This window comes from Mycolicibacter icosiumassiliensis (assembly GCF_900078685.2).
In the GTDB taxonomy this organism is placed as follows: domain Bacteria; phylum Actinomycetota; class Actinomycetes; order Mycobacteriales; family Mycobacteriaceae; genus Mycobacterium; species Mycobacterium icosiumassiliensis.
The window spans coordinates 2,439,903-2,466,830 of sequence record NZ_LT546166.1 but is presented as its reverse complement, the minus strand read 5'-3'; the positions used below and the strand labels follow the sequence as shown (position 1 = coordinate 2,466,830).

Genomic DNA, 26,928 nt, shown 5'->3' with positions numbered 1-26,928 from the left:
AGCATGGTGGAAGGGACCGGCGGCGCCGCCGCGGCGTCGCCCCGTCCAACCGGAGGCCGACATGTTCGCGCGCGCTACCTCGATACACGCCCATCCTTCCTTTCTCGATGAGGGGATCACCCACGTCCGCGGCGTGGTGATGCCAGCCCTGGCCGACACCGATGGCTGCGCAGGAATGTCCATGCTGGTCGACCGCGACGCCGGCAGGTGCATCATCACCTCGTCGTGGCTGGATGAGGACACCCTGCGCGCCAGTGAGGCGAGCGCCGAGCACTTGCGCGACCGCGCCACCGAGATCTTCCACGCCACCGCCGAGGTGAGCCGCTGGGAGATCGCTGCGGTGCGCCGCGATCACCGGTCGCGGCGGCACGCGGGTGTGCGCGTCACCTGGCTGCGGACCGACCCGGCGGCCTGCGAGCGGATGATCGACACCTACAAGCTGGCGCTGATGCCTGCGCTGGCGGATCTCCACGGTTTCTGCAGCACCACTTTGCTGGTGGACCGGAATTCGGGACGCGCGGTTTCGTCGGTCAGCTTCGACGACCGGGCGGCACTGGTGGCCAGTCGCAGCGGCGAGCAGGCGATCTGGGCCCGGGCCGTCAATGAAGCCGACGCAGAGGTACTCGAAGTCGCCGAATTCGATTTGGCCATCGCCCATCTGAACGTGCCCGAGATGGCCTGAAGCCGGCGTCGGCCGCGGCCGCTGAGGTAGGCGTATCGGCGCGGCCACCCCTGATAGCGTGCGTGGCGGCCGGGAAACTCGCCCCGCCCGAACGCGCGGCGCTGGCTACGCTCTGCTTCATGACACGCCAACGGCGACCGCACTCGGCCCCGAGTTATCCAAAGGCTCGCCGGATCCGTTTCCGCTTCGACGACGGCCTCGACAACCGCGACGGCTACGGCAAATATTTCGCCGACGACGATATGGTGCTCAGTCACTTCCTGGCCGCTTTGTCCGGTGGTTTTCCGGCAGGCGAGGAGTCTTTCATTCGGTCGGTGCGCCGCTTCGCCGATCGCGTCACCGACCCGGTGCTCAAGAAGCACGTGGCCGGGTTCATCGGTCAGGAGTCCACCCATGGCCAGGAGCACCGCCGGCTCAACGCGGTGCTGGCAGCCAAGGGGTATCCGATCCGCTGGCAGGACTCGGAAGCCGTGCACCGCTGGCGAATTCGTACCGAAGAACGCACCCCGGCCATCGTGCACCTGGCCCAGACCGCGGCACTGGAGCACTACACCGCTGTGCTGGCGGAGCGCATTCTTTCCACCGACGAGATCCAGGCCATTACGGGGACGCCGGAGGTCTGGAATCTGCTGAATTGGCACGCGGTGGAAGAACTTGAGCACAAGTCGGTGGCGTTTGACCTCTATCGCGCCGTCGGCGGTTCCGAGGCGATCCGGATCGGGGCGATGGCGGTCGTGATCGCCGCCACGGTTCCGCTCATCGCACTCGGGCTGCTCGTGTCGCTGGCCCGCGATCCCGCGGCGCGCCGGCATCCGCGGCGGGCGTTGTGTGGAATCGCCGCGCTGTACCGCGGGCCTTTCTTCCGCGGATTTCTGCGGGACGCGGCGGTGTACCTACGACCCGGATTTCACCCCGACGATGTGGATACCGTTGTATTGCTTGACCATTGGCGCTCACGCCTGTTCGGCGCCGAGGGTGCCCTCAACGACCATCTGCGCTGAAAACCACTGCGCCGCCGGCATGCCGTCCACAGTGATGGTGCAGCTGAACACCGCATCCCGGCATCAGCGCTGACCGAAGTCTCGACATGCCGCCGGAGCCAGCCAGGTGCCGCGCCGCCCCGCGCGAAGGCAGCGAATTCCACAAACCGTCATTCACTAATACAGTTCCCCCATGACCTCCCCCGTTTTGCGGGTCACCCCGGTCAGCCTGCGCACCCTGGCGCAGCGCTGTGCCGCATTGTCGGGTCAGTTCGCGCCGGCAGGTCCTCCTGCGAACGCATCGGCATGGCAGTCCAGCGCCGCGGCGGCGAGCGCCACGAATGTCGTGACCAGCACGGTCGCGATGGCGCTAGGTGGACGGATGACGGCCAGCGGGGGCAAACTCACCACCGCGGCACAGGAATACGAAACGATGGACAACGACGGAGCCGCCGCTCTGGCCGCGATGCCACAGGGCGCAGTGGGCTTCACTCCGCTGGTCCCGCGTGGCTCCGGCATCGACGGTGGCGCGGCCGGTGGGCTCGAGACCCCGAGGTAGATCGCGGTGGCTTTTCCGACGCTGTCGCAGGTCGAGAACGCAAGCTGGGATTTCCTGCGGGCCAACGCCACCGCCTGGAGCAGCCTGGCCCACACCTGGGAGAGCGCGTTCACCGAAATCCGCGACGCCTCGACAAGTCCCGGCGGTACCCCGTGGACAGGCGCCGGCGCCACAGCGTTCCAGCAGCGCGCCGCCGCCGACGTGGTAAAAGTCCGCGGCGCCGCCGATCTGCTGGTGAAAGCAGCCGGGATCGCCAGCCGCGGCGCCGATGCGCAAGACGGCAACAAGCAGTCAGTGCTCGACGCCGTCAACGCCGCCGAGCGCCAAGACTTCCAGGTCGGCGAATTTTTCTCCGTCACCGATACCTGGACCTACTACACCTCTGCAGCCGAACAAGAGGAGCGTCAAAACGAAGCCCAGCGCCACGCCGAGTTCATCACGTCCCAAGTCCACACCCTGGCCAACAACGAAGACGAGATCGCCCGCGACCTCACCACCGCCACCGCAGGCCTGCACGGGTTCGCCTTTCCCGACGACGGGACCGATGGCGGGGCGGGTGCCGCTGACAATCACACGCCGGGACCACCGCCGCAGGACCCGAAGCAGTTCGCGCAGTGGTGGAATCGATTGACGCAAGCAGAGAAAGACGCCGTCTACGACCGCGACCACTTCATCGGCAACCACCCGGGAATGCCGTTCGACGACAAGACCCGCTACAACGAGCGGCACATGCCCGAACTGATCGCCAACGCCCAGGCCGATGTCGATCGCCTCCAGGCCAGTCGAGACCAACTCGCCCTGACCCCGGGCGGCAACCTGGCCACCTTGTCCCAATTGAGCGTGCTCGACTCGCGGCTGCAGGAGACCAAGCACAACCTCGACGGGTACCGCGCCGTCCAACAAGCCATGCAGGCCGACCCCAACGGACTGCCGCGCTACCTGGGTTACCTCGACAATCAAGGGCATGCGGCGGTCTCCATCGGTAACCCCGACACGGCCAGCCACAACGCTGTCTTTGTCCCAGGCACCGGGGCTGACCTGACCACCATGGGCGAAAACGCCAAACGCTCTGCAGATATGCACGGCGCAGCTGTGGCGGCCAACCCCAATCTCCGAGCGGGGGATGTATCGGTGACGACCTGGATGGACTACGACCGCCCGATGTCGGTGCTAGCACAGGCTCCCTGGCCGAGCTATGCCCAACATGGGGCCGGCGCCCTGGACTCGTTCCAGGACGGCATGCGGGCCTCGCACGTCGGGGCACCTTCGACAGACACCGTGATCGGGCACAGCTACGGCACCACCCTGGTCGGTGCGGCGGCCAGTGACGGTCATCAGCTGGCCGCCGACAATGTCATCGCGGTCGCCAGCCCAGGCATGCTGGTAGACCATGCCAGCGACCTGAACATCAATCCTGGGGGCACGGTGTACGCCATGACTGACCCGTCCGACCCGATCATCCCCGCCAACATCGTCACGTCCCACACCCTCGGCCCCAACCCGATGGGCCCGGACTTCGGGGCACGTGACCTCTACGCCGGAAGTGGCACTGGCGCAGGGCCAGCCGGACTCTTACCGGGCTTTGACACGCACGGTAGCTACTGGAATCCCAACACCCCGTCACTGGCCAACATGGGCGCGGTGATCGCCGGCGTGCAAACGCCCTACCCGGTGGGAGGCTAGTCATGGTGCGCGACGAGCACCGACGCGGCACTGCGCAGCTCCGGCGATTCACCGCACTTGCGCTGCTGGGGCTTCTGACAGCTGGCTGCCACACCGGACAGCCGCTAGATCCGCCTGTCCCCACTGGGGCAACTATTTTGGGAGGTTCCATGACATCGGCGCCCCCGCCGCCTTCGGGCTGGCAACTGCACCCCGTCATTCCCGCCAGCCAGCAAGAGGCCCAGGACACGGTGCTGCGGTACCTCACGCAGACGGTCGACCAGCTGCCGAACGGCGTCACTTTCGACGCTAGCCGCTACGGCACAGCCGGAGGAAACACACCCTGCGAAGACAAACCCCACAGCACCACCGAGCTGTTCTCTGCGCTGGGCGATCTGAATGCGCCGCCGGACATTCATCCAGACCAGCTCGTCTCCCTAGCTGGCGATGCGTGGAAGCGTTGGGGCTGGTGGGTCTTCGAGCGCGACGGCATCCCCAAACCCAACCTCTCCGGGCTTTCACCGGACGGCTACGAACTACATATTGGCGTGCCAGGGCTTCCCGGATCGCCCCACATCACCGGTACCTCGCCCTGCTTCCCCACTGAGTTGGTCCGCGATGACATTCCGTTCCCGACGACGATCACGGCGGGAGCTGGGTGACCAGGCGCCGATGTCCTCGCGGGTTCGAGCGTCACCCAACGGGTCCGGATGCTACGGCGGCCGCAACCGGCACCGGCTCCAGCGCCGCCCGCGACCGTTACCGGATCGGTGCCACGCCGCGTGGGTCAGCGACAACGAGGATGGTTGAGACGCGGCACAGCTGCGCGACCCTGATGCACCCAAACGGGGTTCCGGCCGCCGTGATCGTGGCCTGGCTCGGCCACACCTTCCGACACCCCGACATACCCCCAGAAACGAGAAAAACCACCTGTCGCCAGGTGGCTCCCTTGTGGTCCCGGCTGGGATCGAACCAGCGACCTTCCGCGTGTGAGGCGGACGCTCTCCCCCTGAGCTACGAGACCGGATGAACGAGGACGAACAGTAGCACGCCCAACCCGCGAAGCATCAATGCGCAGGCCCTTTTCGGGCGACTCGCCGCTCTGACATGCAAAGTTGTGTTGTCTCACATGTGTCCGCTAATGTTCTGCATCGCACCGGGCGACGATCTCGCCCGAGGCACGCGGATGTAGCGCAGTTGGTAGCGCATCACCTTGCCAAGGTGAGGGTCGCGGGTTCGAATCCCGTCATCCGCTCGAGGGTGTCAAGTGGCATCAACCCCTTGCGGTGGAGTGGCCGAGTGGTGAGGCAACGGCCTGCAAAGCCGTGCACACGGGTTCGATTCCCGTCTCCACCTCCGTCCCAAGGCTCTAAGCGCGGTTAGCTCAGCGGGAGAGCGCTTCCCTGACACGGAAGAGGTCGCTGGTTCAATCCCAGTACCGCGCACCAGACTCACTACACAGCGAAAACCCCTGCCGGCACCATGGTGACGACAGGGGTTTTCCGTTTGCGGCAACGCGGGCGTGTCGGACAAAGATTTCGGGTGTTGAGCGTGAGGCTCGGACCTCCGCGAGCCAGCCGGGCGTACGGCCGGAACATGGCGAACAATTTCGGAATCGCACCGGACGATAGTTTGAGGGGCAATACATGCTGCCCAAATGATGGCCGCAGGGGAATCCAGGACGTCCGGTGAGGCGATAGGTCGAGACCGTTGGAAAGGATGGCGGGCATGGGGCAGGACAAACCGGTCGCTGATCCGGTTCGGCCGCCGCGGACGGTGTCCGGCGCCGCGGGTGTGGTCGCCGGCTGGCTGAGGGCGAACCACCTCGGACTGTTTTGCGTGGCGATCGTGGTCGGAATCGGTGCGGGGCTCGGTGCGGTGGCATTCCGATACCTGATCTTTGGCTTTACCTGGCTGGCGACCGGACACAACGAGTTCGGCCAACAGGGCTGGGTGCCCAGCGACCACCTGCCGTGGTTGGGGGTCGGGTTTTACGCCGTCATCCCCGTCATCGGTGGCTTGCTGTACGGGCCGTTGATCTCCCGGTTCGCCAAGGAGGCACGGGGTCACGGTGTACCCGAGGTGATGATCGCGGTCGCGGAGAACGGCGGCCGCATCCGGCCCCAGGTGACGGTGGTGAAAGCACTGGCTTCGGCGCTGTGCATCGGCACCGGCGGCTCGGTTGGTCGTGAAGGGCCGATCGTGCAAATAGGCGCGGCGCTGGCGTCCAGCTGCGGTCAGTGGGTGCGGATGCCGGAGAACCGGTTACGCGTCCTGGTCGCCTGCGGGGCCGCCGGCGGCATCGCTGCGACGTTCAACGCCCCCATCACCGGGGTGTTCTTCGCCGTCGAACTGATCCTGCGTGAACTCTCCATCGAAGCGATCTTCACCATCATGCTCTCGGCGATGGTTGCCGACGTGATCGCCCGCGTTTTCTTCGGCCCCGCCCCGTTCCTCACCCAGCTCCCGGCGGGCATCGAGCTCAATCACATTGCCAACTATCTGTTGATAGCGTTGCTCGCGGCCATCGCCGGGGTTCTCGGAATTGTCTTCAAGAACGTGCTGTACACGACCGAGGATCTGTGCGACCGGATATGGGGCCAGCGCCCGGACTGGGCGCGACCAGCGGTCGGCGGAATCGTGCTCGGCCTGCTGTTGCTCGCCGTTCCCCAGCTGTACGGGGTCGGATACCCGGTCATGTACGCGGCCTTCGCCGGCCATTACGCCCTGTGGTTCCTGCTGATCCTCGCGGCCGGCAAAATGCTGGCATGCGGCCTGACCATCGGCATCGGGGGCTCGGGCGGCGTGTTCGCGCCCTCGCTGTTCGTCGGCGCCACATCGGGCATGGCCTTCGGCCTCATCGTCCAGCACGTCATCGGCACGGCGGCGGGCAATCCGGCGCTCTATGCGATCGTCGGCATGGGTGCGGTGTTCTCTTCGGCCGCCCGGGCCCCGCTTACGGCGTTGGCCAGCACGGTCGAGATGACCGGTGACTTCACCCTGACGTTGCCGGTCATGTTGGCCGTCGCTGTCGGCACCACGGTCTCGCGCGGGCTGTCCTACGGCACCATCTACACCACCAAGCTGCTACGCCGGGGTATCGACATCGAGCGCCCCACCCCGACCTATGCCTTCGCCGAGCTCACGGTAGCCGACGCCATGCATCCGTTCCCGGCGCCCTTCGACCTGGCTCATCCGACAGGTGCCAAAACGCACGACTGGACGGCGCTGCTGGGCCCGGTGACCCGAATCCGCGAACCGCAGGCGTTGTTCTCCAACGACAGCCTCGCCCAAGCGTTGCGGCAGCTCGTCCGCTACGGCCGCGACGGCCTACCCGTGATCGACACCGAAGCGCGGCACGTTCGCGGTTGGCTGACCAATCAGAACGTACTGCGCGCGGTCGGCGCCTTGTTCACAGACATCCACCCGGACGACACCGCCGGCCAGCAAGCCGCCGGGCGGGTGGACCCGAATGCGCCCAGCAGAGACCACGATCCGCGCAGTCAGCTCAGCGGATACTGCGTCGTCGAGCACACCCTGGCATCCGATTCGACCGCGGTCGGCCGCACCCTCGACGACCTGGAGTGGCCGGTGGGCCACCTTCCGGTGTCGGTGCTGCACGATCGGCATCTCCTCGACGCTCATCCGGCTGTGCGGCTGGCAGCGGGTGATCGCATCAACATTCTGGTGGCCAAGAATGGCCCGTGCGCGATCGATCCGGCGCCCCGAACATGAGCAGCGGCCAGCCCTGGGTCTGGCGGTATCAGGATTTGCTGCGCACGCTCTTGGCGGCGGCCTTTTCCGTGTCCTGCCCGCGTGGGCTAGCTCTTCTTGGCCTTCATGGCCATGCCGACCAGCGCGGTGACGATCGTGCCCAGCACGCCGCCGCCGACCAGGCTGCCGGCCGCGTTGGCGAGGTCGAATCCACCGGCGGCGCCGCTGGTGAGAACGCTGTTCAGTAGCCCGCCACTGGCGAGACCACCGAGGCCGCCACTGATCAAGCTACCGAGCCCACCCGGACTGGGGATCTTTGCCGAGGCGTCGGCTCCTTTGCCTCCGAGCGCGCCCCCGATAGCGCCGGCGATCAGCGATTCGAGCATGGTCTACCCCTTTGCGGACGGTGCGCGGCTTTGTTAGCTGCGCCTACCGATCAGTTATAACGAAGATCACCCTTGGCAAAGCCGCATTTGCGGAGATCACCAGTAATCCTGGGGCGGGCCGACGCCACCAACTGGTAGGCACCACAATCGGTAGCAATGCACGACGCGGGAATTGCGAAAGGTGGCCCCATGAATCGACCCATCGTCGCCCTGTCGGTGTTCGCACTGGCAGCCTCCGCGATGTCGGCGGCATGTTCGAACCACACCGCCCCGACGAGCGGCCCACCCGCGGCCGCCGCATCCGGCGAGTCGGGCACGCCAACCCCAAAACCCGCCGGGCACACCGGTGACGCCCTGACCCTCACCCGAGTCGACGGCAGCACTGTGACCGTCACCTTGGAGAAGGTGATCAACCCCGCGACCGTCACGCCCGGCCCCGGCGATCCGGGCGTCACCTATATCGCGACGCAGTTCACCATCACCAACCCGGGCACCTCGACCATGAACGGCGACGTCAACACCAACGTCTGGGCCTTCGGCTCCAACGGGCAGCGCTACGCGCCGGATCTCAACGATGTCGACGAGTGCACGAACTTCGACTCCGGCATGTTCCACATCGCCCCCGGTCAGTCCGCGACCGGTTGCGTGGTCTTCGCCCTGCCTGACGGCGTCACCCCGACGAAAGTCAGGTACGCCCCGTCATCCGGGTTCGCCGAAGGCTTCGGGGAATGGCTGTTCGCCTCCCCCAGTCGCGCCACCCCACCCCCCAACGTCAACTAACGGTTGACGATGCCGCCATCGTCAACCTAGAGTTGACGGCATGGTCGATCCCACTCCGCTCACGCAGTCCGTCCGTCTCGACGACCTGATCAACGCCATCACCGGTGTGCACGACAACCCCCTGGAACGGTTGACCGACGCCGTACTGGCCGCCGAGCATCTGGGCGAGGTCGCCGACCATCTGATCGGGCATTTCGTCGACCAGGCACGCCGATCAGGAGCTTCGTGGACCGATATCGGCAAGTGCATGGGCGTCACCAAACAGGCGGCGCAGAAAAAGTTCGTCCCGCGTCCGGAGGCCGCCACACTCGATCCGGAGCAGGGCTTCGCCCGCTTCACCCCGCGGGCACGCAGTGCCGTGGTGGCGGCCCAGAACGCCGCCCACCGGGCACGCAACGCCGAGATCACCCCCGATCATCTGGTCCTGGGACTCCTGCACGATCCCGGCGCGCTGGCCACCGCATTGCTCACCGCCCAGCAGATCGACCCGCAAGCCATTGCGGCCGCCATCACCCTTGAGCCGGGCGACACCGAACCGCCCGCACTGATCCCGTTCAACGGCCCGGCCCGCAAAGCGCTGGAGTTGACCTTCCGCACCGCACTTCGCCTCGGCCACAACTACATCGGCACCGAGCACCTGCTGTTGGCGCTGCTGGAAGCCGAGGATGGCACCGGCCCGCTGCACCGCGCCGGAGTGGACCGGGCGCGCGCCGAAGCCGATCTGGCTCGAGCGCTGGAGGCGATCACCGCAAACCCGGCATCCCCCGGCTCGGAAACCACAAACTGAGCGGCGAAACCACCGATCTGCAAAACTACCGGGCCAAGGCTGCTGCGCCCGCGATCCCGATGTGCCATCATGCCCAGAAGCAAACGAAGAGGACATGATGCATCGCTGGATTCTGGCCCTGATCACTTCCGTTGTCACCGCGTTGGCAGCCCTGGTAGCGCCGGCCGCCGGGAACGCCACGCCGACCACCACCGCGGAAGCGCCGATTGGGCGCCTCGGCGACACGCTGCGCATCCAGTACCAAGACGAGGCGTTCGGCCCGATCGTCGCCGATGTCACCGTGCACGACGTGGTGCCCAGCGAGATCCCGCCGGGCTGGGGCGCGAACGGGACGCCGCGCTGGCGTAACCAGGGCGGTCCGTGGCGGGCGAACGTGACCGTTCACCCGATCTCGGTGCCCAACCCCTACATCATGGCGGCCTCGGTCACCTTCGACGGCGTCACACCCGGCGGCGACGCTTACGTGGCCAAGCACACCGACGACCCCACCACCCTGGACGCGCTGCTGACCAACGCTCCCGCCGGCTCCACCGTCGACGGCGGCGTCTACTGGGATGTCTACCGCGGCTTGGTCACCCACGTGGTAATGCTGTCGCGCAACACCGGCCTGCGCCTGGCGCAATGGAATCTGTGAGCTAACTCCCGGGTTTGATGCGGTGGTCCAGCTTCGGCTCTCCTTCGTCGAGCAGCCAGCTAACTCCCGCTGCTCAGCGCGAGCAATCGCGAGGTGGCCCGCAGGTACTTCTTGCGGTAGCCGCCGGCCAGCATCTCGGCGCTGAAGATTTGGTCGAGTTTGGTGCCGGAAGCCACCACCGGGATGCCCGCGTCATACAGGCGGTCGGTAAGGGCGACCAACCGCAGCGCCACATTCTGATCCTCGATGGGGTGCGCGCCAGTGAGGTACACCCCGGTGACGCCCTCGATCAGAGTCAGGTAGCGCGACGGATGCATGGTGGCCAGGTGGACACACAGCCCGTCGAAGTCGTCCAGTGTCGCCCCAGGCTGTGCCGCTGCGCGCTGCGTGACCTGCTGCGCTGAGGGCGGTTCGGGCGCCGGTGGCAGATCCCGGTGCCGATAGTCCGGTCCGTCAACGCGTACCGGGGTGAAAATGCTTGCCAGCGCACTGATCTCGCGCAGAAAGTCCTGAACAGCGAAACGGCCTTCGCCGAGCTGCTCAGGCAACGTGTTCGAGGTCGCGGCAATAGAGACCCCGCGCGCCACCAGTTCGGACAACAGCCGCGACACCAAGGTGGTGTTACCCGGATCGTCGAGCTCGAACTCGTCGATGCAGACCACGGTGTAGCCGCCGAGCAGTTCGATGCACTCGGTGAAACCGAACACCCCGGCCAGCTGGGTCAGCTCCATGAACGTCGCAAACGCCGTGCGATGTTGCTCAGCGGCCGCGGTGTCGGTGATCGCGTAGTAGACCGAGGCCAGCAGGTGCGTCTTGCCGACACCGAAACCGCCGTCGAGGTAAATGCCCACGCCCGGCAACACCTCGCGCTTGCCGAACAGCTTGCGCCGCCCGGCGCGGCGGGCCACCGCCTGCGCACAGAACGCGGTGCACGCGGTCACGGCGGCGGCCTGGCTGGGTTGCGCCGGGTCTGGCCGGTAACTGGCGAAGCTGGCGCCAGTGAACGTCGGCGGTGGCTTGAGCTGTGCGATCAACCGTTCCGGGGAGACCGCCGGATGCCGGTCCACCAGGTGGTCGATCGACTCGGCGGCTGGATTGGGCACGCACGAACTGTAGTCACATGGTGCAATCGAGGCCATGTCCGACCTCAGCGCAGACCCGGGATTCACCCTGCTGGGCTCCACGGCACCGGTTGACGACGCCGAACTGGGCCGGCTGTACGCCTATCCCGAAACCGACGAGCCACGCGTGTGGGTGCGGGCCAATTTCATCGGCAGCATCGACGGCGGCGCGACGGTGGCCGGCACCTCCGGCGGGTTGGCCGGGCCCGGCGATCGATCCCTGTTCATGCTGCTGCGGTCGCTTGCTGACGTTGTGCTGGTGGGTGCGGGCACGGTCCGAGTCGAGAATTACGGCGGGGCGCGGCTCGGTGTTGCGCAACGCCAGGGCCGCCGCGACCGCGGACAGTCCGAAGTACCCCGGCTGGCGATCGTGACCCAGTCCGGGCAACTGGACCGAGACCTGCGGGTGTTCAACGACACCGAGCTGACGCCATTGGTGTTGACCTGCTCCGCGGCCGCCGACGACACCCGGCGGCGACTGGCCGGGTACGCCGAAGTCCTGGACTGCTCGGGCGACGAACCCGGCCGAGTCGACGAGGCCGTGTTGCTGGCGGCCTTGGCGCAGCGCGAGCAGTTCCGGGTCCTTACCGAAGGCGGACCGACCCTGCTGGGATCGATCATCGAACGCGAACTGCTCGACGAGCTGTGCCTGACCGTGGCCCCGTATCTGGTGGGGGGCCTGGCCCGGCGCATCGCCACCGGCCCGGGCGAGCTGACGACGCCGATGCGCTGTGCGCATCTGCTCTCCGACGAATCCGGCTACCTCTACGGCCGCTACGTCAAAAGCGAGCGCCTATAAGGTGACAGGCATGACCAGCTATTCGAGGTTCGCCCGGATCGCGGTAATGACGGCTGCTGCCGTCCTGGCCGGGTCCGCGCCCCTGCTGGCCGGTTGCGCGCCCGGGCTGGCCGCCAACCCGCGTTTCGCAACCAACTCCGGCGCCGGAGCCCAGGGGCAGCCCGAGTCCACCTCGGACAAGGCCGGACCGCCGCCGGTGGAGGTGCCCAAGAACGACCTGCCGTGGCATGAGTGCACCGCCCGGGTCTTCGGCGACGCCGCGGTGCCCGCCACACCCGGCGTGCGACTGGACTGCGCCAGCTACGACGCGGACGTCGACCCACTCGGCGGCGGCTCCGGGTCGATCAGCATCGGGGTGGTACGGGCCCGGTCCGTGCAGACCCCGGGCGACGCCGGCCCCGTGGTGTTCACCACCGGCTGGGATCTGCCGTCGTCGCTGCAGCTGCCGGTCTGGCTGGCGCGGGCCGGCGCGGACGTGCTCAAGAGCCACCCGATCGTCGCCGTGGACCGGCGCGGCATCGGAATGTCGAGCCCGGTGGACTGCCGCGATCGCAGCCAGCGTGACGAAATGTGGAATCAGGCGCAGTTCGCCCCCGGCGACGACCCGGTGGCCAGCCTGGGCACGGTCACGATGGAAGCCACCACCGACTGCACCGACGCCATCTCGCCGGGCGAGTCCTCCTACGACAACACCCATGCCGCCACCGATCTCGAGCGGCTGCGCAGCATCTGGGACATCCCCGCACTGTCGCTGGTTGGTATCGGCAACGGCGCTCAGATCGCCCTGGCGTACGCCGGCTCTCATCCGGGGAAGGTGGCCCGGCTGGCATTGGACTCCCCCATCCCGCTCGGCGTCGCCGCCGAGGCCGCCGCCGAGGAACGGGTCAAGGGCCAGCAGGCAGCCTTCGAGGCGTTCGCCGCGCAGTGCGTCGCGGTGGGCTGTGCGCTGGGCCCGGACCCGAAGGGTGCTGTCAACGCGGTGCTGGACTCCGCCCGCTCCGGGCATGGTCCGGGCGGCGCCTCACTGGCCGCGGTCACCAATGCGATCGTCACGGCCCTGGGCTATCCCACCGGTGATCGCGTCAACACCACCAACGAGTTGGCCAAGGCACTGGCCTCGGCCAGTTCCGGTGACGCCAATCTGTTGAACAACTTGATCAACCGGGCCCAGGGCACCACCGGCAGCGACGGCCACTTCATCAACTCGTGCGCCGACGCGCTCAATCGGCCTACGCCAGATCGGGTACGGGAGCTGGTGGTCGCCTGGGGCAAGGAGTACCCGCAGTTCGGCACGGTCGGCGCGATGGAGATGGCGCAGTGCCTGAGCTGGCCCAGTAGCAGCGCCCCGGACCTGCCGAAGGAACTCAAGATCGATGTGCTGCTGCTGGGAGTGCAAAACGATCCGATCGTCGGCGAGGAGGGCGTGGCGGCCACCGCCGCAGCCGTCATCAACGCCGGGTCGGCCAGCAAGCGGGTGATGTGGCAGGGCATCGGCCACGGCGCCGCGGTGTACTCGTCTTGCACGCTGCCGCCGCTGATCGGTTATCTCGACAGCGGCAAGTTGCCCGACACCGACGTCTACTGCCCGGCCTGACCCAGCCTGATCCAGACTCCGAAGACCGGTCCGGGGTACGGTTCGCTGGTGACGGCAGCCGACTCCTTGATGCACCGGGCGGGCACCGCCCTACAGGCCGCGTTCCGGCCCCCCACGTCCCCGCCGAGCACCGCGACCGTACTGCGTTCGGTGCTGTGGCCGGTGGCCATCATGTCGTTGATCCACCGGGCGATCATCCTGCCGCTGAACGGCAACATCACCGATGACTTCAAACCGGTGTACCGGGCGGTGCTGAACTTCCGGCACGGCCTGGACATCTACAACGAGCACTTCGACTACGTCGACCCGCACTACCTGTACTCCCCCGGCGGCACCCTGCTGATGTCGCCGTTCGGATACCTGCCGGAGACCCTGTCGCGGTACACATTCATCGCCACCAACACGATCGCGATCGTGCTCGCGGCCTATCTGCTGCTGCGGATGTTCGGATTCGGGCTGAGTTCGGTCGCGGCGCCGGCCCTGCTGGCCGCAATGTTCCTCACCGAAAGCGTCAGCAGCACATTGGTGTTCACCAACATCAACGGTGTCATCCTGCTGGCCGAAGTGTTGTTCTTCCGCTGGCTGCTCGACGGCAGGGAAAGCCGCCAGTGGTGGGCCGGCATCGCGATCGGCCTGACCATCGTGGTCAAACCCGTCCTGATTCCGTTGCTGCTGCTACCGCTGCTGAACCGGCAGTGGCGGCCGTTCGTCGGGGCGATCGCGGTCCCGGTCCTGTTCAACGTGGTGGCGTTCCCGCTGGCCAGCGATCCGAACAGCTACTTCACCCAGACGGTGCCCTACATCATGGGCACCCGCGACTACTTCAACTCCTCAATCCTGGGCAACGGCGTGTTCTTCGGGCTGCCCTCCGGGCTGATCCTGTTCCTGCGGGTGCTGTTCACCGTGTTGGCCGCCGTCAGCCTGTGGTTGCTCTACCGCTACTACCGAACCCGCGACCCCCGGTTCTGGATGCTGACCTCCTCGGGTGTGCTGCTGACCACGTCGTTCCTGGTGCTCTCGCTGGGGCAGGGCTACTACTCGATCGTGCTGTTCCCGTTCCTGATGACCGTGGCGCTGCCGAACTCGGTGCTGCGCAACTGGCCGGCCTGGCTCGGGGTCTACGGGTTCATGACCCTGGACAAGTGGCTGATCTTCCGCTGGATGAATGTCGGACGGCCGCTGGACTACCTCAAGATCACCTACGGCTGGTCGCTACTGCTGATCGTGATCTGCACCGTGCTGTGTTACCGCTACCTGGACGCCAGGGAGCAGGGCCGCCTCGATGACGGGATCGATCCGGCGTGGCTGGCGGCCGGGCCCGCGAAAGCTACCGTGGAAGCATGACCTCTCCCAAGGTGTCGCTCACCGACGACGAGTGGCGCGCGAAACTGACCCCCGAAGAGTTCGCGGTGCTGCGCCGCGCCGGCACCGAGCCGCCGAACGTCGGCGAGTACACCGACACCACCACCGAAGGTGTCTATGAGTGCCGGGCGTGCGGCGCCGAATTGTTCCGCAGCACCGAGAAATTCCCCTCACACTGCGGGTGGCCGTCGTTCTTCGACCCGGCCGACTCCGACGCGGTGATCCTGCGCTCGGATGACTCGCTGGGGATGCGGCGCACCGAGGTGCTGTGCGCGTCCTGCCACAGCCATCTGGGCCACGTATTCACCGGCGAGGGCTACCCCACCCCGACCGACCAGCGCTACTGCATCAATAGCATTTGTCTGCGGTTGGTGCCGTCGTCTTAGCGGCCGGCCCGGCTCACCAATGCCCGGTGAAGATGTCCTCGATGATGTTGTAGGCCTGCAGCGGAACCTGCTCGAGCGACGTGGCGATGTTCTCGACGCCGTCGAGCAACGCGGTGCCGATCGCGGTGCTGTCCCCGGACAGGATCGCTTCCCAGACATCGTAAGAAGCTAGCTGCGGCGGCAAGACTAGATCGCGCCAGAGCAGGAATCCGTCGCCCAGCAGTCCCATGTCGGTCGAAACGGGCTGGCCGGCCCAGTTGACCAGCGTCCAGCCGTCCTGGGGGTTGCCGGTGAGCTCGACGATTCCGGCGTTGGGCAGCGGCTGCGGCACACCGGTCGAAGAGATGTCGAACAAGCCCTTGAGCAGTACCTCGATGTCGGGATTCTTGACGGTGTTCATCACCCAGATCATCGTGACCGCCGAGCTGCTGAACACCGCCTCGTTGATCTGGCCGTTGTCGCCGATGATCGGGTTGTCCAACGCGTGGTTGTACACCGCGTCGATCGCTTCGTTGTACTTGTCGAGCACGATCAGGCCGTTGTAGTCCAGCGCGCCCGGGATGGGCAGCACCGACGGCAGCGCCAGCGTCCACAGTGCGCTGGACAGGGCGTAGAGGATCCCGGCCGGGCTGAGGTTGGGCAGGTCGGAATAGAGGCCGCCGTCGACCTCGGTCAGCCCGTTCAAGATTCCGATGTCACTGTGAGAGATCCCCATGAGATCGGCGAACGGAAAGGCAGTCTGCTGCGAGTCGGTGTCGGGTCCGGAGAAGATCCCGGCGACCTTGCCCAGGCCGATCTCATCGAAGAGTTTGTGCGCGGTGTCGAGCGCTTCCTGCTCCCCTTTAGCACTGATTCCAGCGCCGGGAAAGTTCGGCGAGAAGGTAACCCGCTCGTTGCCCGGCGGGGCGTCCTCGGCGTGCCGCACGATGTCCATGACGATGTCTTGAGCGGCCAGCAGAATATCGGCGAACTGGACCGCGGGCAGCTGTACGGCCGCGGGATGCACCGCCAGCAGTCCGGCAGTCAGCAGCGCGGCGCCGGCGGCAGCGGTGCGGTGTGTAGCGGCGCGCGACGGGGACTGACTGGGCATAGCTCGACACCTTCCGACAGGACCTGACCAGGGCATAGCCTTAGAAAATTCTTAGCGTTCCGTAAAAATATCACGGGTAGTGTGCTCGGCGCGACGGCCGCGACGGGGCGCGTCGCGCAGAGGTGTGCACCCGGCGGTGCGGACAGGCAGATCAGTGGATTGGGGATGCCACCGCTACGGCAGCGACGCCACCAACTGCTCGACCTCGACCCGGGGTCCGGTGAAGAACGGGGTCTCCTCCCGGGCGTGCAACCGGGCCTCGGTGTTACGCAGGTCGCGCATCAGGTCGACGATCCGGTCGAGTTCGGGCGCCTCGAACGCCAGAATCCACTCGTAGTCACCCAGCGCGAACGCGGGCACGGTGTTGGCCCGCACATCCTTGTACTCCCGGGCCGCCATGCCGTGTTCGGCCAGCATCCTGCGGCGGTCCTCTTCGGGCAGCACATACCACTCCAGCGACCGCACGAAGGGGTAGACGCAGACGTAGGCGCCTGCCGGTTCACCGGCGATGAACGCCGGGACATGGCTCCGGTTGAACTCGGCCGGCCGGTGCAACGCGACGCTGCTCCACACCGGCTCGCAGGCCCGGCCCAGCGCGGTGCGGCGGAACCCGGCGTAGGTGGCCTGCAGGTCCTCGATGCGCTCGGCGTGGGTCCAGATCATGAAGTCGGCGTCGGCGCGCAGGCCGGCGATGTCGTACACCCCGCGGACCACCACACCGCGCTCTTCCTGCTGCTTCAGGTAGGTGGCGACCTGATCGGCGATCGCCTCGCGGGTCTGCGAACTCTCGTCGAGTCCACCCGGATTCACCGAAAACACCGAGAACATCACGTAGCGGAGGGTGGAGTTCAGCTTGTCGTAGTCGAGGTGCGCCATGGCCCATATGCTGCCACGATGCGCTGTGAAGATCGCTAGCGGTGGTCGCATGCGCGGCTGCGGACCACCGCCAACGTCTCAGGGCGCCGGGGTAGCGCTGATCACGGCCGCCACGGCCCGGTCGGCCGCGGCGATGCAGGCCGGCACCCCGATGCCGTCGAGATAGTTGCCGGCGACCGCCACGGTCGGTGGCAGCGCGGCGCGCAGCCCGGCGACCAGGGCGGCGTGGCCGGACCGGTATTGCGGCATCGCCGCAGGCCAACGCTGCACGCGTACATCGATGGGATCCACCGTGACGCCGAAGACGGCCTCCAAGTCCTGCACCGACCACGCCACCAACTCCGCCTCGGAGGCGCTGCTGCGGGGGTCGCCGAACCGGCCGAAGGACAGCCGCAACACCTCGACCCGGCCGCCGTACCCCCGGTCGCCCCATTTGCGCGACGTCAGGGTGACCGCCTTGGCGTGCAGCCGTTCCCCGGTGGCAACCAGCACCCCGGAGTTGTTCGGAAACGCCGCGCCGGTAGGCACCGCCATCGCCACCACCACCGACGACGCGCTGCCGATCCGGCTGGCCGCCGCCGCGGCACGCGGCGCGAACCCGGTGGCCAACCGGGCCACCCCCCGGTCGGCACGCTGAGGGCCGCCGCTGGCGTCCCGCAACAGCCATCCGTCACCGGCCGGGTCGATCTGGGTCACCGCCGCCTGCACCCAGCGCAGGCGGGCGCTGCGCACCAGCGCGTTGACCAGCACCTGATATCCGCCGGTGATCGCACCGAACACTGGCACGCCGGTGGTGGTAGGCAGTGCGCGCCGCACGGCCTCGGTCAGGCTGGACGCGCCCTCATCGAGCAGGGTGGCCAGGCCCGGCACGGCCGAGCGCAGCCCGACGGTCGCCGCCGAACCCGCATATACCCCGCCGATCAGCGGATCCACCGAGCAGGCGACCACCTGCGCCCCAAACCGGTCGGCTACCAGCGCACCCAGCGCCGGATCGCTGCCCGGTTCGAACGCGAACGGGCGGTTGGGTTCGCCGGCAATCCGGGCGAGGGTCTCATTGTCGACCAGCCCGGTCATCGACTCCGGCGATGACGGAATCCCACTGAGGGTGTCTGGCGGCAGCCGATGCAGCAGCCGGCGGCTGTACAGCAACGGCCGCACTCCGGTGGTGCTGCGCTGCCGATCGGCCAAACCCAACTCGGCCAGCAGGGCCGGTACCTCGGGCCGGCGGGCGATGAATGCCTCGGCACCAACATCCACGGCGATCCCGCCCAGGGTCTCGGTGCGCAACAGGCCACCGAGCCGGTCCGCCGGATCGAAGACCGTGATGTCGACTGCGTCGCCGAGCGTCGCCCGCAACCGGTGGGCGGCGGCCAGACCGGAGATTCCGCCCCCGACGACGCAGTACGACGTGGTCACAAGGAATGAACCAGCGATACCAGGTCGGTCAACACCCCGGGGTCCGTTTCCGGCAGCACGCCGTGTCCAAGGTTGAACACGTGCCCCGACGCTCCGGCGGCAACAGCGGCGCGGCCATCGGCGACGACGGCCTTGGCGGCACGCTCCACGGCCGGCCAGCCCGCCAGCAGCACCGCCGGGTCCAGGTTGCCCTGCAAAGCCCTGCCGGCGCCCACCCGGGCGGCGGCGTCGGTCAGCGAGGTACGCCAGTCCACCCCGACGACGGTGGCTCCGGTGGCCGCCATCTCCCCCAACAGCTCGCCGGTCTGCACCCCGAAGTGCGTCATCGGCACCTCCCGGTCGGCGAGCGTGGCGAACACCCGGGCACTGTGCGGCGCCACAAAGCGCCGGTAGTCGGCCAGGCACAGTGTTCCGGCCCAGGAGTCGAACAACTGAATGGCGTCCACGCCGTGGTCGAGTTGCACGGTCAGAAACGCGATGGTCAGGTCGGTGAGCCGCGTCATCAACTCATGCCAGCTGTCCGGATCGGCCAGCATCATCGCCTTGGTGCGGGAATGGGTGCGGCTGGGCCCGCCCTCGACCAGGTAGGAGGCCATGGTGAACGGCGCGCCGGCGAAGCCGATCAGCGGCACCGTTCCCAGCGCGTTCACCAGCAGCGATACCGCCGCGGCCACGGCCGTCACCTGCTGCGGGTCCAACGGCTGCAGGGCGGCGACGTCGGCCGCGCTGCGCACCGGGTTGGCGATCACCGGCCCGACATCGGGGACGATGTCCAGATCCACCCCCGCGCCCCGCAGCGGTACCACGATGTCGGAGAACAGGATCGCCGCGTCGACGTCATGGCGGCGCACCGGCTGCAGGGTGATCTCGCAGACCAGTTCCGGGTCGAAACAGGCCGCCAGCATGCTGTGCTGGGCGCGCAGCTCACGGTATTCAGGCAGGGATCGCCCGGCCTGGCGCATGAACCAGACCGGCATCCGGTTGGGTTGCCGACCGGTAGCGGCGGCCAGGTACGGGGAATCGGGCAGTTCACGACGGGCACTCATCGAGCTCAATGCTGCCACGCCTGGTTACGGCAGGCCGAACCGTGCCAGGGCATGCGGCGGCCCCGGCCTCCCCTCGCCTCCGCCGACCCTCCGGGCCACCTCCGGCGAGCCTCGCCGAACCGCCCTGTTTCCGACGGCGGCCCCGGCCTCCCCTCGCCTCCGCCGACCCTCCGGGCCACCTCCGGCGAGCCTCGCCGAACCGCCCTGTTCGGCGCGCCTGTCTGCGCCGGCCAGCGCCGGGGGTTAGCGTGAGATTCGGTGACCCGCGTCGCGGCGGTGCACAACAGAATTCTGGGTGCTGGCCGCTGACAATGCGGGGCACAGTGATCAGTTAAGGAGCGGCACCCGTGACATCAGCCGAGCCTGCCCCCTTTCGGGAAGCGGTGGCAACGATGCACGCCGCAACTGTGCGGTCGGAAATCGAGTTGGGCCCGATCCGGCCGCCGCAGCGCCTGGCGCCCTACAGTTACGCGCTGGGCGCCGAGGTCAAGCACCCAGAGACCGACTTCGTCCCCGAAGACTCCGACGGCGATGCCTTCGGCCGGTTGATCCTGCTATATGACCCCGACGGCACCGACGCCTGGGACGGCACCATGCGGATGGTGGCCTTCATCCAGGCCGACCTGGATCCGCACGAGGCGATCGACCCGCTGCTGCCCGAGGTCGCCTGGAGTTGGCTGGTCGAGGCGCTGGGCGCCCGGACCGAGCACGTCACCGCCTTGGGCGGGACGGTCACCGCCACCACGTCAGTTCGGTACGGCGACATCTCCGGCCCGCCGCGGGGTCATCAGTTGGAGTTGCGCGCGTCGTGGACCGCGACCACCCCGGAGCTGGGCACCCATGTTCAGGCGTTCTGTGAGGTGCTGGAACACGCCGCGGGCCTACCGCCGGTCGGGATCACCGATCTGAGCTCGCGAACCCGCGTCTGAGATGTCCGAGCAGATCACCGAGCCGGCCACCGACGAGCCTGAGCCGACACCGCTGCAGCATCCTGCCGATGGGGTGCCGGAGGTGTCGGTCACCCGCAGGCAGATCGGTGCCGCCGCCGACCTGCTGGCAGGCGGTCACGGCCCGTTTGCGGTGGACGCCGAGCGGGCGTCGGGCTTCCGCTACTCCAACCGGGCCTACCTCATCCAGATCCGTCGGGCCGGTGCCGGGACAGTGCTGATCGATCCGGTCGGCGCCGGCGAGGATCCGGCTGCCCTGCTACGCCCGGTTGCCGAGGTGCTCGACGACGACGAGTGGATTCTGCACGCCGCCGACCAAGACCTGGCCTGCCTGGCCGAGGTCGGTATGTGGCCCAAGGCGTTGTACGACACCGAACTGGCGGGGCGGCTGGCCGGCTTCGACCGGGTCAATCTGGCCGCGATGGTGCAGCGGCTGCTGGGACTGGGTCTGGCCAAGGGGCACGGAGCCGCCGACTGGTCGAAGCGGCCGCTGCCCGCCGATTGGCTCAACTACGCAGCGCTCGACGTCGAGGTGCTCATCGAACTGCGCCATGCGGTCGCTGAGGTGCTGGCCGAGCAGGGCAAAACCGATTGGGCGGCACAGGAGTTCAATCACGTCCGGGTCACCGACTTCACCACCACGACGCGCCGGGATCGCTGGCGGCGTACGTCGGGTATTCACAAGGTGCGCGATCGGCACGGCCTGGCCGCCGTCCGAGAGCTCTGGACGGTACGAGATCAGATCGCCGCACGCCGCGACATCGCGCCCGGACGCATCCTGCCCGACTCGGCGATCATCGCCGCGGCCGTCGCCAACCCGACGACCGCCGAAGAGCTGCTCGCCCTGCCGGTCTTCGGCGGGCCGAAACAACGTCGTAGCGCGGCAACCTGGCTGGCTGCGCTGGCCGCGGCACGCAACAATCCCGAGCCGCCGGAAGCCGGTGAATCCACCAGTGGCCCACCGCCGCCATCGCGCTGGGCGCGGCGCAAGCCCGAGGCGGCCGCACGACTGGAGAGCGCCCGCGCCGCGCTAGGTGCGGTGTCTGAGCAGGTGCAGGTACCGACCGAGAACCTGCTCTCTCCCGACCTGGTGCGCCGGCTGTGCTGGGACTGGAAGCCGGCATCGTCGGACACCGCGGTGGTGATCGAGGAGTTCTTGACCGCCGGCGGCGCACGTCCCTGGCAACGTGAGCTGACGGTGCCGGTGCTGGCCCGGGCCCTCGGCGCCCCGGACGCTTAACCGGGCCGTTGCTAGACTGCCCAGGGAGCAGCCGTATTCAGTATTCGGCCAGTGCTTCGCACGTCACTCGCACCGTGGACGCGAACCGTCAAGGACTTCCCATGGTTGATTCTCCTGGGAGGACCTCGTGTCACCAGCTTTTCGCCGGATCATCTACGTCATCAGCTACGAGCTCGTCGCCGTTGCGCTGACCACTGTGGGCCTCACCGTGCTGGGGTTCGGCGGCGGCAGTTCAGGCGCCGTGGCAGTGGCGGCGTCAACGGTCGCGGTGGTGTGGAACTACGTCTGGACCACTGCGTTCGAAGCATGGGAGCGGCGGCAAGTCTCCCCGACCCGCACGGTGGGTCGCCGAATCGTGCACGCCATCGGCTTCGAAGGCGGCCTGGTTGTGCTGCTGTTGCCGATCGTGGCCGTGCTACTGAAGGTGTCGCTGGTACAAGCGTTCGGTCTCGAGATCGGCCTGCTGGCGTTCTTCCTGGTCTACACGTTCGCGTTCGCGTGGCTGTTCGACACAGTCTGGCCGCCCATCAGAACGGTGGACTAGCGTCGGAGCCAACCTGGAGCAGCCATTGGGCTACGCCCCCAGGTCCGATTCATGACGGCTCGGCAGGACTGAGCAGGGGTTTTGCCAGCGCGCTGACACCTGCCACCAGCGCCTCCGAATCGGTCGGTCGGTCGTTGACGATGGCAAGATAGAGGCAAGATAGATCAGTCCGAAGGTGCCGTGCAGGAGCATGTTGGCGGCCAAGTCGGCGTGGATATCAGCGACAACCGCGCCGGCCTGCTGTCCACCTCGGATCCCCTCGGCGAAATATGCCGCCACCAAAGCCTGTTCGCTGTCATTGGCCGAATCCTTGCATGCCGAACTGCGACGATCCGGGACCACCGTTACCGCCTTATGCCCTGGTCCTGTCGACACCGAGATCGCCGCACACTCGCAGATTCTGCGGTACGTGGCCGGTCTGCTTCGGGCTCAGCGCCGCCGACCGCGTTGCAGTAGCGCCAATGCGCCGATCCCCAGAACCGCGTCCTCGACGACAGTGGCCTTGTTCCAGAACCCCCGCCGCGGACCCCGCCAGATGGCCGCCGCTCGGGTGATCGCCAGCAGCAGCGCAGCAATCCCCCATGAACCCAGAAATGCTGCGTCGGTCTTGCCCCGAGCGTAGGCGAGCACCCCAAATCCGAGTCCAGCGTTGAACGCCCCGATTTCGCGTTGATACCAGCGATCCCGATTCCACCCGTAGCGGTCAGCAACGCGATCCGGTACCAGCAGATGACCGAAGAAGGCGCCGGTCGCCATCGCCAGTGCCCCGGCACCGAGCGCTACCTGCGCCCGACTGTTCTGTCGTGGTGACGACATGTCGGCATTCATTCAATTCTCCTCTTGACTGATTATCAATCAACTGCCACATTAGAGCCATGGAACACGCACGTCAATCACCGCCATCAGCCCCCATACCTCAGCGGGGAGTGATAAGGGGCCTTCCGCCACGAGGCATCTCCGCATGAGGCGCCGACGAATCAAACTCGCGGGCACCCGGATCCTGTTGACGGGAGCCTCCACCGGGATCGGCCGCGAGTTGGCGCTACAGCTGGCGAGCGAAGGCGCTGAACTGGTCATCGCTGCGCGACGCGCCGATCTGCTTGAGATCCTCAGTCAAGAGATCGCCGCTGCCGGCCACCCCCGACCGTTCCCGGTGCCGACCGACCTCAGCGTGCCCGGCGCCGCCGCCGCACTGGCAGCCAAGGCACTGGAGCACTTCGGCCACGAGATCGATGTGGTGATCAACAACGCCGGAGCCAGCCTGACCGGAGCCCAGTCCCGCATCGGTGACGCCGACACCGCCCGCACTGTCTACGAAGTCAACCTGTGGACCCCACTGGCAATGGGCGCGGCCCTGGTACCAACGATGCTGGCGCGCGGCAAAGGCACCATCGTCCATGTCACCTCGACGATCCAATCGGTACCGCTTCCCCTGCTGGGCTACTACGGGTCCTCAAAATCGGCCCTCGCCCAGGCCACCCGATCGCTCCGGCTGGAACTGGCCGAAACGCCGATTCGAGTGGTGGAAGTCGTTCCTGGAGCCACCGACACCGCCCTCCGCGACATCGACGAATTGCCCTGGAAAGCCAACCCGCCCAAGACGCTGCCGCCGGTGACCCCAAAGTCCAGTGCCGAAGCGATTGTCCGTGGCCTCAAACGCGGTGCAAACAGAATTGTCTACCCCCGGTATTCGCTTGTACCACTGGAATTTCCGGCGTTCGGGCGCCTGGTTGCCCGCATCGGCGGGCGACGAGTCAACACCCGCGGCGCACTTGACCTGGGCCACCTCGGAGACAGGGGAACAAGCTGATGCCACCGACCTTCCAAGTCAGCGGCAAGCAGATCCGGATAGGTGCCTGGCCGGCAATCACCCCCGCGGCGACCGCCCTCTTTACGCGCTGGGCAATGCCCACGTCGCTCGAGGAACCGCTCGGGCTACGCGCCGACCCATGGCGTAGGCCTGCGACGGCGCTCAGTGGCATGCTGCTGGCCGCCACCCGAACCCTGGCAACACTGCGCGGCCGGCGCCGTGGCCCGCCGGGCCTCCTCGCCATTCTCAGTGGGCTCTTGCTGCCGATCGGAGGCTTCGCTCGAGCTCGCCAGGGTGGACACGAACCACTCCCCGGCGCGAAGCAGTCGAAGGATCCTGCGCTGTGAGCCCGCACGATCGCCAATCCGCAATCAGGATCGGTCCCGATGAACTGGAACAGGGGCGTCGTCCAGGAGCGCCGACCAAACTGGCCCACGTCGTATTCAAGACACCCCGACTAGATGAGATGGCCAGCTGGTACACGATGCTCCTCGACGGATTGGTCGTGTTCAAAGACAAGCGGGTCTGCTTCGTCACCTACGACGAAGAGCACCACCGCGTCGCCCTGATAAAAATCCCCCGTCCGCTCCGGATTCCCGGAGCCGTCTGGAAGCTTCACCGAAAATTCTGGGGTTTCGACCACGTTGCCTTCACCTTTGACCAATTCGACACTCTGCTCGCCACCTATCGGCGCCTCGCCGACTCTGGGATCTTTCCCGTGTGGTGCATCAACCACGGCCCCACCACGTCGATCTATTACGAAGACCCCGACGGCAACCGGGTAGAGCTACAAGTCGACAACTTCGAGTCCAACCAGGATTTGATGAACTGGCTTGCCGGCGGCGAGTTCGAGAAATGAATCGCCCTGGAAATCCCGGAGGCTCCTGACCTTGGAAACGAGGATGCAGGTATGCCGAAGGAACAGTCGCCAGGTAGGCCCACGACACGCCGTTACGGCCCGGAGGAGAAGGCCGCCGCGGTGCGGATGGTCCGGACGTTGCGGACTGAGCTGGGCACCGAGCAGGGCACGGTGGCGCGGGTGGCGCGTCAGCTCGGTTACGGGGTCGAGTCGGTCCGGTCCTGGGTGCGCCAGGCCGATATCGACGACGGGCATGTACCGGGGGTGTCCACCGCTGAGATTGCGCGGATCAAGGAACTCGAACAGGAGAATCGAGAACTGAAGCGTGCCAACGAGATTCTGAAACGAGCAGCGAGTTTCTTCGGGGCGGAGCTCGACCGCCAACACCGCAAATAGTCGCGTTCATCGACGCGAATCGCGAGGAGTTCGGGGTCGAGCCCATCTGCACCGTCCTGCGTGAAGCAGGCGTGTCGGTGGCCCCGAGCACCTACTACGACACCAAAACCCGCAAGCCGTCGGCGCGGGCCTGCCGCGACGCGGTGCTGGGTCCGGTACTGCGAGCGCTCTGGGAGGACAACTACCGCGTCTACGGGGCACGCAAGCTCTGGAAAACCGCACGCAGGGCCGGCCACGACGTGGGCCGCGATCAGGTCGCCCGCCTGATGCGGGCAGCCGGGATCTGTGGGGCGCGGCGCGGCAAGCGCGTGCGGACCACCAAAGCAGATCCGGCGGCGACGCGGCATCCCGATCTGGTCAAACGGCAGTTCACCGCTACCGCTCCCAACCAGCTCTGGGTGACCGACCTGACGTTCGTGCCGACCTGGGCCGGGGTGGCCTATGCCTGTTTCCTCATCGACGCGTTCAGCCGGATGATCGTCGGGTGGCGGGCCGCCTCCCATATGCGCACCACGATGGTGCTGGATGCGATCGAGATGGCCCGCTGGTCACGCGGAATCCTGTTGCCGTACTTGGTATGTCATTCCGACGCCGGGTCGCAGTTCACTTCTATCCGCTACGGTGAACGGCTCGCCGAGATCGGCGCGACTCCCTCGATCGGCACCGTCGGGGACAGCTTCGACAACGCCCTGGCCGAAACCGTGAACGGCTACTACAAGGCCGAACTGATCTACGGGCCAGCACGTACCGGGCCGTGGAAGACCGTCGAGGACGTCGAGTTGGCCACCCTGAGCTGGGTGCACTGGCACAACACCAGCCGCCTGCACGGCTACCTCAGCGACGTTCCGCCGACCGAGTTCGAAGCGGCGTTCTACGATGCATCACGGAACGACCAGAACCTGGTCGAAATCCAATAGATCGAGCCTCCGGGAGAACCAGGGCGATTCATTGCTCGCGGTCGGCATCACCGAGCCGATCGCAGCCGTGCTGCGAACCGCAATGCGTGGGTGGGTCGGCTATCTTGACGAGATGATGATCGACCGCATCATTGCCGCCGAGCTCAACCGCGAAGTTATCGTCGAACTTGCCGCAGCCAGCCTTGTTTCGACCCTGCGGACAGCCCGGGCACTCGATTCATCGATCGATCTCGATCCGTCAATCATCGAGGCACTCAACAAATTCGACGTTCGCGAAGACATCCTGAGGACGAAGCGGCGGGGCTAGGAAGCGATATCCGGCAGTCTGGTTGAGCTGGATG

Annotated in this window: 27 protein-coding genes, 4 tRNA genes, 1 pseudogene and 1 other annotated feature; of the genes and pseudogenes, 24 read left to right on the top strand and 8 right to left on the bottom strand. The window is 67.0% G+C overall.

What is annotated here, in order from left to right; all coding sequences use genetic code 11:
• Positions 1 to 61: 61 nt before the first annotated feature.
• The 5 genes from BN4346_RS35830 (at position 62) to BN4346_RS35810 (ending at position 4,545) form a co-directional block, all read left to right on the top strand.
• Positions 62 to 682, top strand: coding sequence for a hypothetical protein (locus BN4346_RS35830; protein WP_067972619.1), 621 nt, complete (start codon positions 62 to 64; stop codon positions 680 to 682).
• A gap of 119 nt (positions 683 to 801) precedes the next feature.
• Positions 802 to 1,683, top strand: coding sequence for a metal-dependent hydrolase (locus BN4346_RS35825; RefSeq protein ID WP_067972853.1), 882 nt, complete (start codon positions 802 to 804; stop codon positions 1,681 to 1,683).
• A 172-nt stretch (positions 1,684 to 1,855) separates the two neighbouring features.
• Positions 1,856 to 2,221 carry a hypothetical protein gene (locus BN4346_RS35820; protein WP_067972617.1) on the top strand — a complete coding sequence of 122 codons (366 nt, stop codon included), beginning with the start codon at positions 1,856 to 1,858 and terminating at the stop codon, positions 2,219 to 2,221.
• A gap of 6 nt (positions 2,222 to 2,227) precedes the next feature.
• Positions 2,228 to 3,904, top strand: coding sequence for an alpha/beta hydrolase (locus BN4346_RS35815; RefSeq protein WP_067972614.1), 1,677 nt, complete (start codon positions 2,228 to 2,230; stop codon positions 3,902 to 3,904).
• A gap of 149 nt (positions 3,905 to 4,053) precedes the next feature.
• Positions 4,054 to 4,545 (top strand): hypothetical protein, encoded by a 492-nt coding sequence (locus BN4346_RS35810; RefSeq protein ID WP_067972611.1) that lies wholly within the window; start codon positions 4,054 to 4,056, stop codon positions 4,543 to 4,545.
• A 290-nt stretch (positions 4,546 to 4,835) separates the two neighbouring features.
• On the opposite strand, the gene BN4346_RS35805 is transcribed toward BN4346_RS35810, so the two are convergent.
• Positions 4,836 to 4,907, bottom strand: a tRNA-Val gene (locus BN4346_RS35805).
• Positions 4,908 to 5,065: 158 nt separating this feature from the next.
• On the opposite strand from BN4346_RS35805, the gene BN4346_RS35800 reads away from it, so the two are divergent.
• From BN4346_RS35800 to BN4346_RS35785, 4 genes are all read left to right on the top strand, one after another.
• Positions 5,066 to 5,138, top strand: a tRNA-Gly gene (locus BN4346_RS35800).
• Positions 5,139 to 5,168: 30 nt separating this feature from the next.
• Positions 5,169 to 5,239 (top strand) — tRNA-Cys (locus tag BN4346_RS35795).
• A 17-nt stretch (positions 5,240 to 5,256) separates the two neighbouring features.
• Positions 5,257 to 5,331: transfer RNA gene (locus tag BN4346_RS35790), tRNA-Val, on the top strand.
• A gap of 280 nt (positions 5,332 to 5,611) precedes the next feature.
• A complete protein-coding gene (locus BN4346_RS35785) occupies positions 5,612 to 7,618 on the top strand; it encodes a chloride channel protein (protein WP_067972608.1) in 2,007 nt (668 codons plus the stop codon).
• A gap of 86 nt (positions 7,619 to 7,704) precedes the next feature.
• Here the strand turns inward: BN4346_RS35785 and BN4346_RS35780 are convergent, their stop codons facing one another.
• Positions 7,705 to 7,983 carry a hypothetical protein gene (locus BN4346_RS35780; RefSeq protein ID WP_067972605.1) on the bottom strand — a complete coding sequence of 93 codons (279 nt, stop codon included), beginning with the start codon at positions 7,981 to 7,983 and terminating at the stop codon, positions 7,705 to 7,707.
• 189 nt (positions 7,984 to 8,172) lie between these two features.
• Here BN4346_RS35780 and BN4346_RS35775 point away from each other — a divergent pair, with 189 nt between their 5' ends.
• The 3 genes from BN4346_RS35775 to BN4346_RS35765 all read left to right on the top strand — a co-directional run bounded on the left by BN4346_RS35775 (position 8,173) and on the right by BN4346_RS35765 (position 10,184).
• Positions 8,173 to 8,763 (top strand): DUF4352 domain-containing protein, encoded by a 591-nt coding sequence (locus tag BN4346_RS35775; protein ID WP_067972850.1) that lies wholly within the window; start codon positions 8,173 to 8,175, stop codon positions 8,761 to 8,763.
• A gap of 40 nt (positions 8,764 to 8,803) precedes the next feature.
• The gene (locus tag BN4346_RS35770) at positions 8,804 to 9,550 is read left to right on the top strand and encodes a Clp protease N-terminal domain-containing protein (protein ID WP_067972602.1); all 747 of its coding nucleotides are present in this window, start codon (positions 8,804 to 8,806) and stop codon (positions 9,548 to 9,550) included.
• A gap of 97 nt (positions 9,551 to 9,647) precedes the next feature.
• The gene (locus BN4346_RS35765; protein WP_067972847.1) at positions 9,648 to 10,184 is read left to right on the top strand and encodes a hypothetical protein; all 537 of its coding nucleotides are present in this window, start codon (positions 9,648 to 9,650) and stop codon (positions 10,182 to 10,184) included.
• A 59-nt stretch (positions 10,185 to 10,243) separates the two neighbouring features.
• Here BN4346_RS35765 and zapE read toward each other — a convergent pair whose 3' ends face one another.
• Positions 10,244 to 11,323 carry a cell division protein ZapE gene (zapE, locus tag BN4346_RS35760; RefSeq protein WP_067972599.1) on the bottom strand — a complete coding sequence of 360 codons (1,080 nt, stop codon included), beginning with the start codon at positions 11,321 to 11,323 and terminating at the stop codon, positions 10,244 to 10,246.
• Here zapE and BN4346_RS35755 point away from each other — a divergent pair.
• The 4 genes from BN4346_RS35755 to msrB all read left to right on the top strand — a co-directional run bounded on the left by BN4346_RS35755 (position 11,322) and on the right by msrB (position 15,446).
• A complete protein-coding gene (locus BN4346_RS35755; RefSeq protein ID WP_067972597.1) occupies positions 11,322 to 12,104 on the top strand; it encodes a pyrimidine reductase family protein in 783 nt (260 codons plus the stop codon). The genes zapE and BN4346_RS35755 overlap by 2 nt on opposite strands.
• A 46-nt stretch (positions 12,105 to 12,150) precedes the next feature.
• Positions 12,151 to 13,698: an alpha/beta hydrolase gene (locus BN4346_RS35750; protein ID WP_067972844.1), complete on the top strand. Its 1,548-nt coding sequence runs from the start codon at positions 12,151 to 12,153 to the stop codon at positions 13,696 to 13,698.
• 69 nt (positions 13,699 to 13,767) lie between these two features.
• Positions 13,768 to 15,042, top strand: coding sequence for an arabinofuranan 3-O-arabinosyltransferase (aftC, locus tag BN4346_RS35745; protein ID WP_067972840.1), 1,275 nt, complete (start codon positions 13,768 to 13,770; stop codon positions 15,040 to 15,042).
• Entirely contained in the window at positions 15,039 to 15,446 is a 408-nt protein-coding gene (gene msrB / locus BN4346_RS35740; protein ID WP_067972837.1) for a peptide-methionine (R)-S-oxide reductase MsrB, read from the top strand. The genes aftC and msrB overlap by 4 nt, the downstream gene beginning before the upstream one ends.
• A gap of 13 nt (positions 15,447 to 15,459) precedes the next feature.
• Here msrB and BN4346_RS35735 read toward each other — a convergent pair whose 3' ends face one another.
• From BN4346_RS35735 to hemE, 4 genes are all read right to left on the bottom strand, one after another.
• Entirely contained in the window at positions 15,460 to 16,536 is a 1,077-nt protein-coding gene (locus BN4346_RS35735; protein ID WP_067972594.1) for a phosphoglycerate mutase family protein, read from the bottom strand.
• Positions 16,537 to 16,710: 174 nt separating this feature from the next.
• Positions 16,711 to 17,412: a hydrogen peroxide-dependent heme synthase gene (hemQ, locus tag BN4346_RS35730; protein ID WP_067972591.1), complete on the bottom strand. Its 702-nt coding sequence runs from the start codon at positions 17,410 to 17,412 to the stop codon at positions 16,711 to 16,713.
• Positions 17,413 to 17,490: 78 nt separating this feature from the next.
• A complete protein-coding gene (locus tag BN4346_RS35725; RefSeq protein ID WP_067972832.1) occupies positions 17,491 to 18,846 on the bottom strand; it encodes a protoporphyrinogen oxidase in 1,356 nt (451 codons plus the stop codon).
• On the bottom strand, positions 18,825 to 19,874 hold the full coding sequence (gene hemE / locus BN4346_RS35720; protein ID WP_067972587.1) for a uroporphyrinogen decarboxylase: 1,050 nt from the start codon (positions 19,872 to 19,874) through the stop codon (positions 18,825 to 18,827). The genes BN4346_RS35725 and hemE overlap by 22 nt, the downstream gene beginning before the upstream one ends.
• A 347-nt stretch (positions 19,875 to 20,221) precedes the next feature.
• On the opposite strand from hemE, the gene BN4346_RS35715 reads away from it, so the two are divergent.
• From BN4346_RS35715 to BN4346_RS49030, 4 genes and pseudogenes are all read left to right on the top strand, one after another.
• On the top strand, positions 20,222 to 20,803 hold the full coding sequence (locus BN4346_RS35715; RefSeq protein WP_024441578.1) for a DUF3000 domain-containing protein: 582 nt from the start codon (positions 20,222 to 20,224) through the stop codon (positions 20,801 to 20,803).
• A 1-nt stretch (position 20,804) separates the two neighbouring features.
• Positions 20,805 to 22,061, top strand: a complete 1,257-nt coding sequence (locus BN4346_RS35710) for a ribonuclease D (RefSeq protein WP_067972584.1) — start codon at positions 20,805 to 20,807, stop codon at positions 22,059 to 22,061.
• A 127-nt stretch (positions 22,062 to 22,188) separates the two neighbouring features.
• Positions 22,189 to 22,605 carry a PACE efflux transporter gene (locus BN4346_RS35705; protein WP_067972581.1) on the top strand — a complete coding sequence of 139 codons (417 nt, stop codon included), beginning with the start codon at positions 22,189 to 22,191 and terminating at the stop codon, positions 22,603 to 22,605.
• Between the two features lie 190 nt (positions 22,606 to 22,795).
• Positions 22,796 to 22,984: pseudogene (locus tag BN4346_RS49030) on the top strand (SDR family NAD(P)-dependent oxidoreductase); the annotation flags it as partial.
• Positions 22,985 to 23,034: 50 nt separating this feature from the next.
• Here the strand turns inward: BN4346_RS49030 and BN4346_RS49025 are convergent.
• On the bottom strand, positions 23,035 to 23,433 hold the full coding sequence (locus BN4346_RS49025) for a hypothetical protein (RefSeq protein WP_067972574.1): 399 nt from the start codon (positions 23,431 to 23,433) through the stop codon (positions 23,035 to 23,037).
• Positions 23,434 to 23,566: 133 nt separating this feature from the next.
• Here BN4346_RS49025 and BN4346_RS35695 point away from each other — a divergent pair, with 133 nt between their 5' ends.
• The 4 genes from BN4346_RS35695 to BN4346_RS35675 all read left to right on the top strand — a co-directional run bounded on the left by BN4346_RS35695 (position 23,567) and on the right by BN4346_RS35675 (position 26,894).
• Positions 23,567 to 24,415 carry an SDR family NAD(P)-dependent oxidoreductase gene (locus BN4346_RS35695; protein ID WP_067972572.1) on the top strand — a complete coding sequence of 283 codons (849 nt, stop codon included), beginning with the start codon at positions 23,567 to 23,569 and terminating at the stop codon, positions 24,413 to 24,415.
• A 343-nt stretch (positions 24,416 to 24,758) separates the two neighbouring features.
• Positions 24,759 to 25,274, top strand: coding sequence for a VOC family protein (locus tag BN4346_RS35685; RefSeq protein WP_067972565.1), 516 nt, complete (start codon positions 24,759 to 24,761; stop codon positions 25,272 to 25,274).
• A gap of 51 nt (positions 25,275 to 25,325) precedes the next feature.
• Positions 25,326 to 26,587 (top strand): IS3 family transposase gene (locus tag BN4346_RS35680; protein ID WP_096867523.1). Its coding sequence is split into 2 segments (ribosomal slippage): positions 25,326 to 25,629 and positions 25,629 to 26,587, totalling 1,263 coding nucleotides; the frame shifts between segments, so codons are not numbered across the junction.
• Positions 25,625 to 25,756: a sequence feature (AL1L pseudoknot), on the top strand. It overlaps the preceding gene by 132 nt.
• A gap of 31 nt (positions 26,588 to 26,618) precedes the next feature.
• The gene (locus BN4346_RS35675; protein ID WP_067972562.1) at positions 26,619 to 26,894 is read left to right on the top strand and encodes a hypothetical protein; all 276 of its coding nucleotides are present in this window, start codon (positions 26,619 to 26,621) and stop codon (positions 26,892 to 26,894) included.
• Positions 26,895 to 26,928 lie beyond the last annotated feature (34 nt).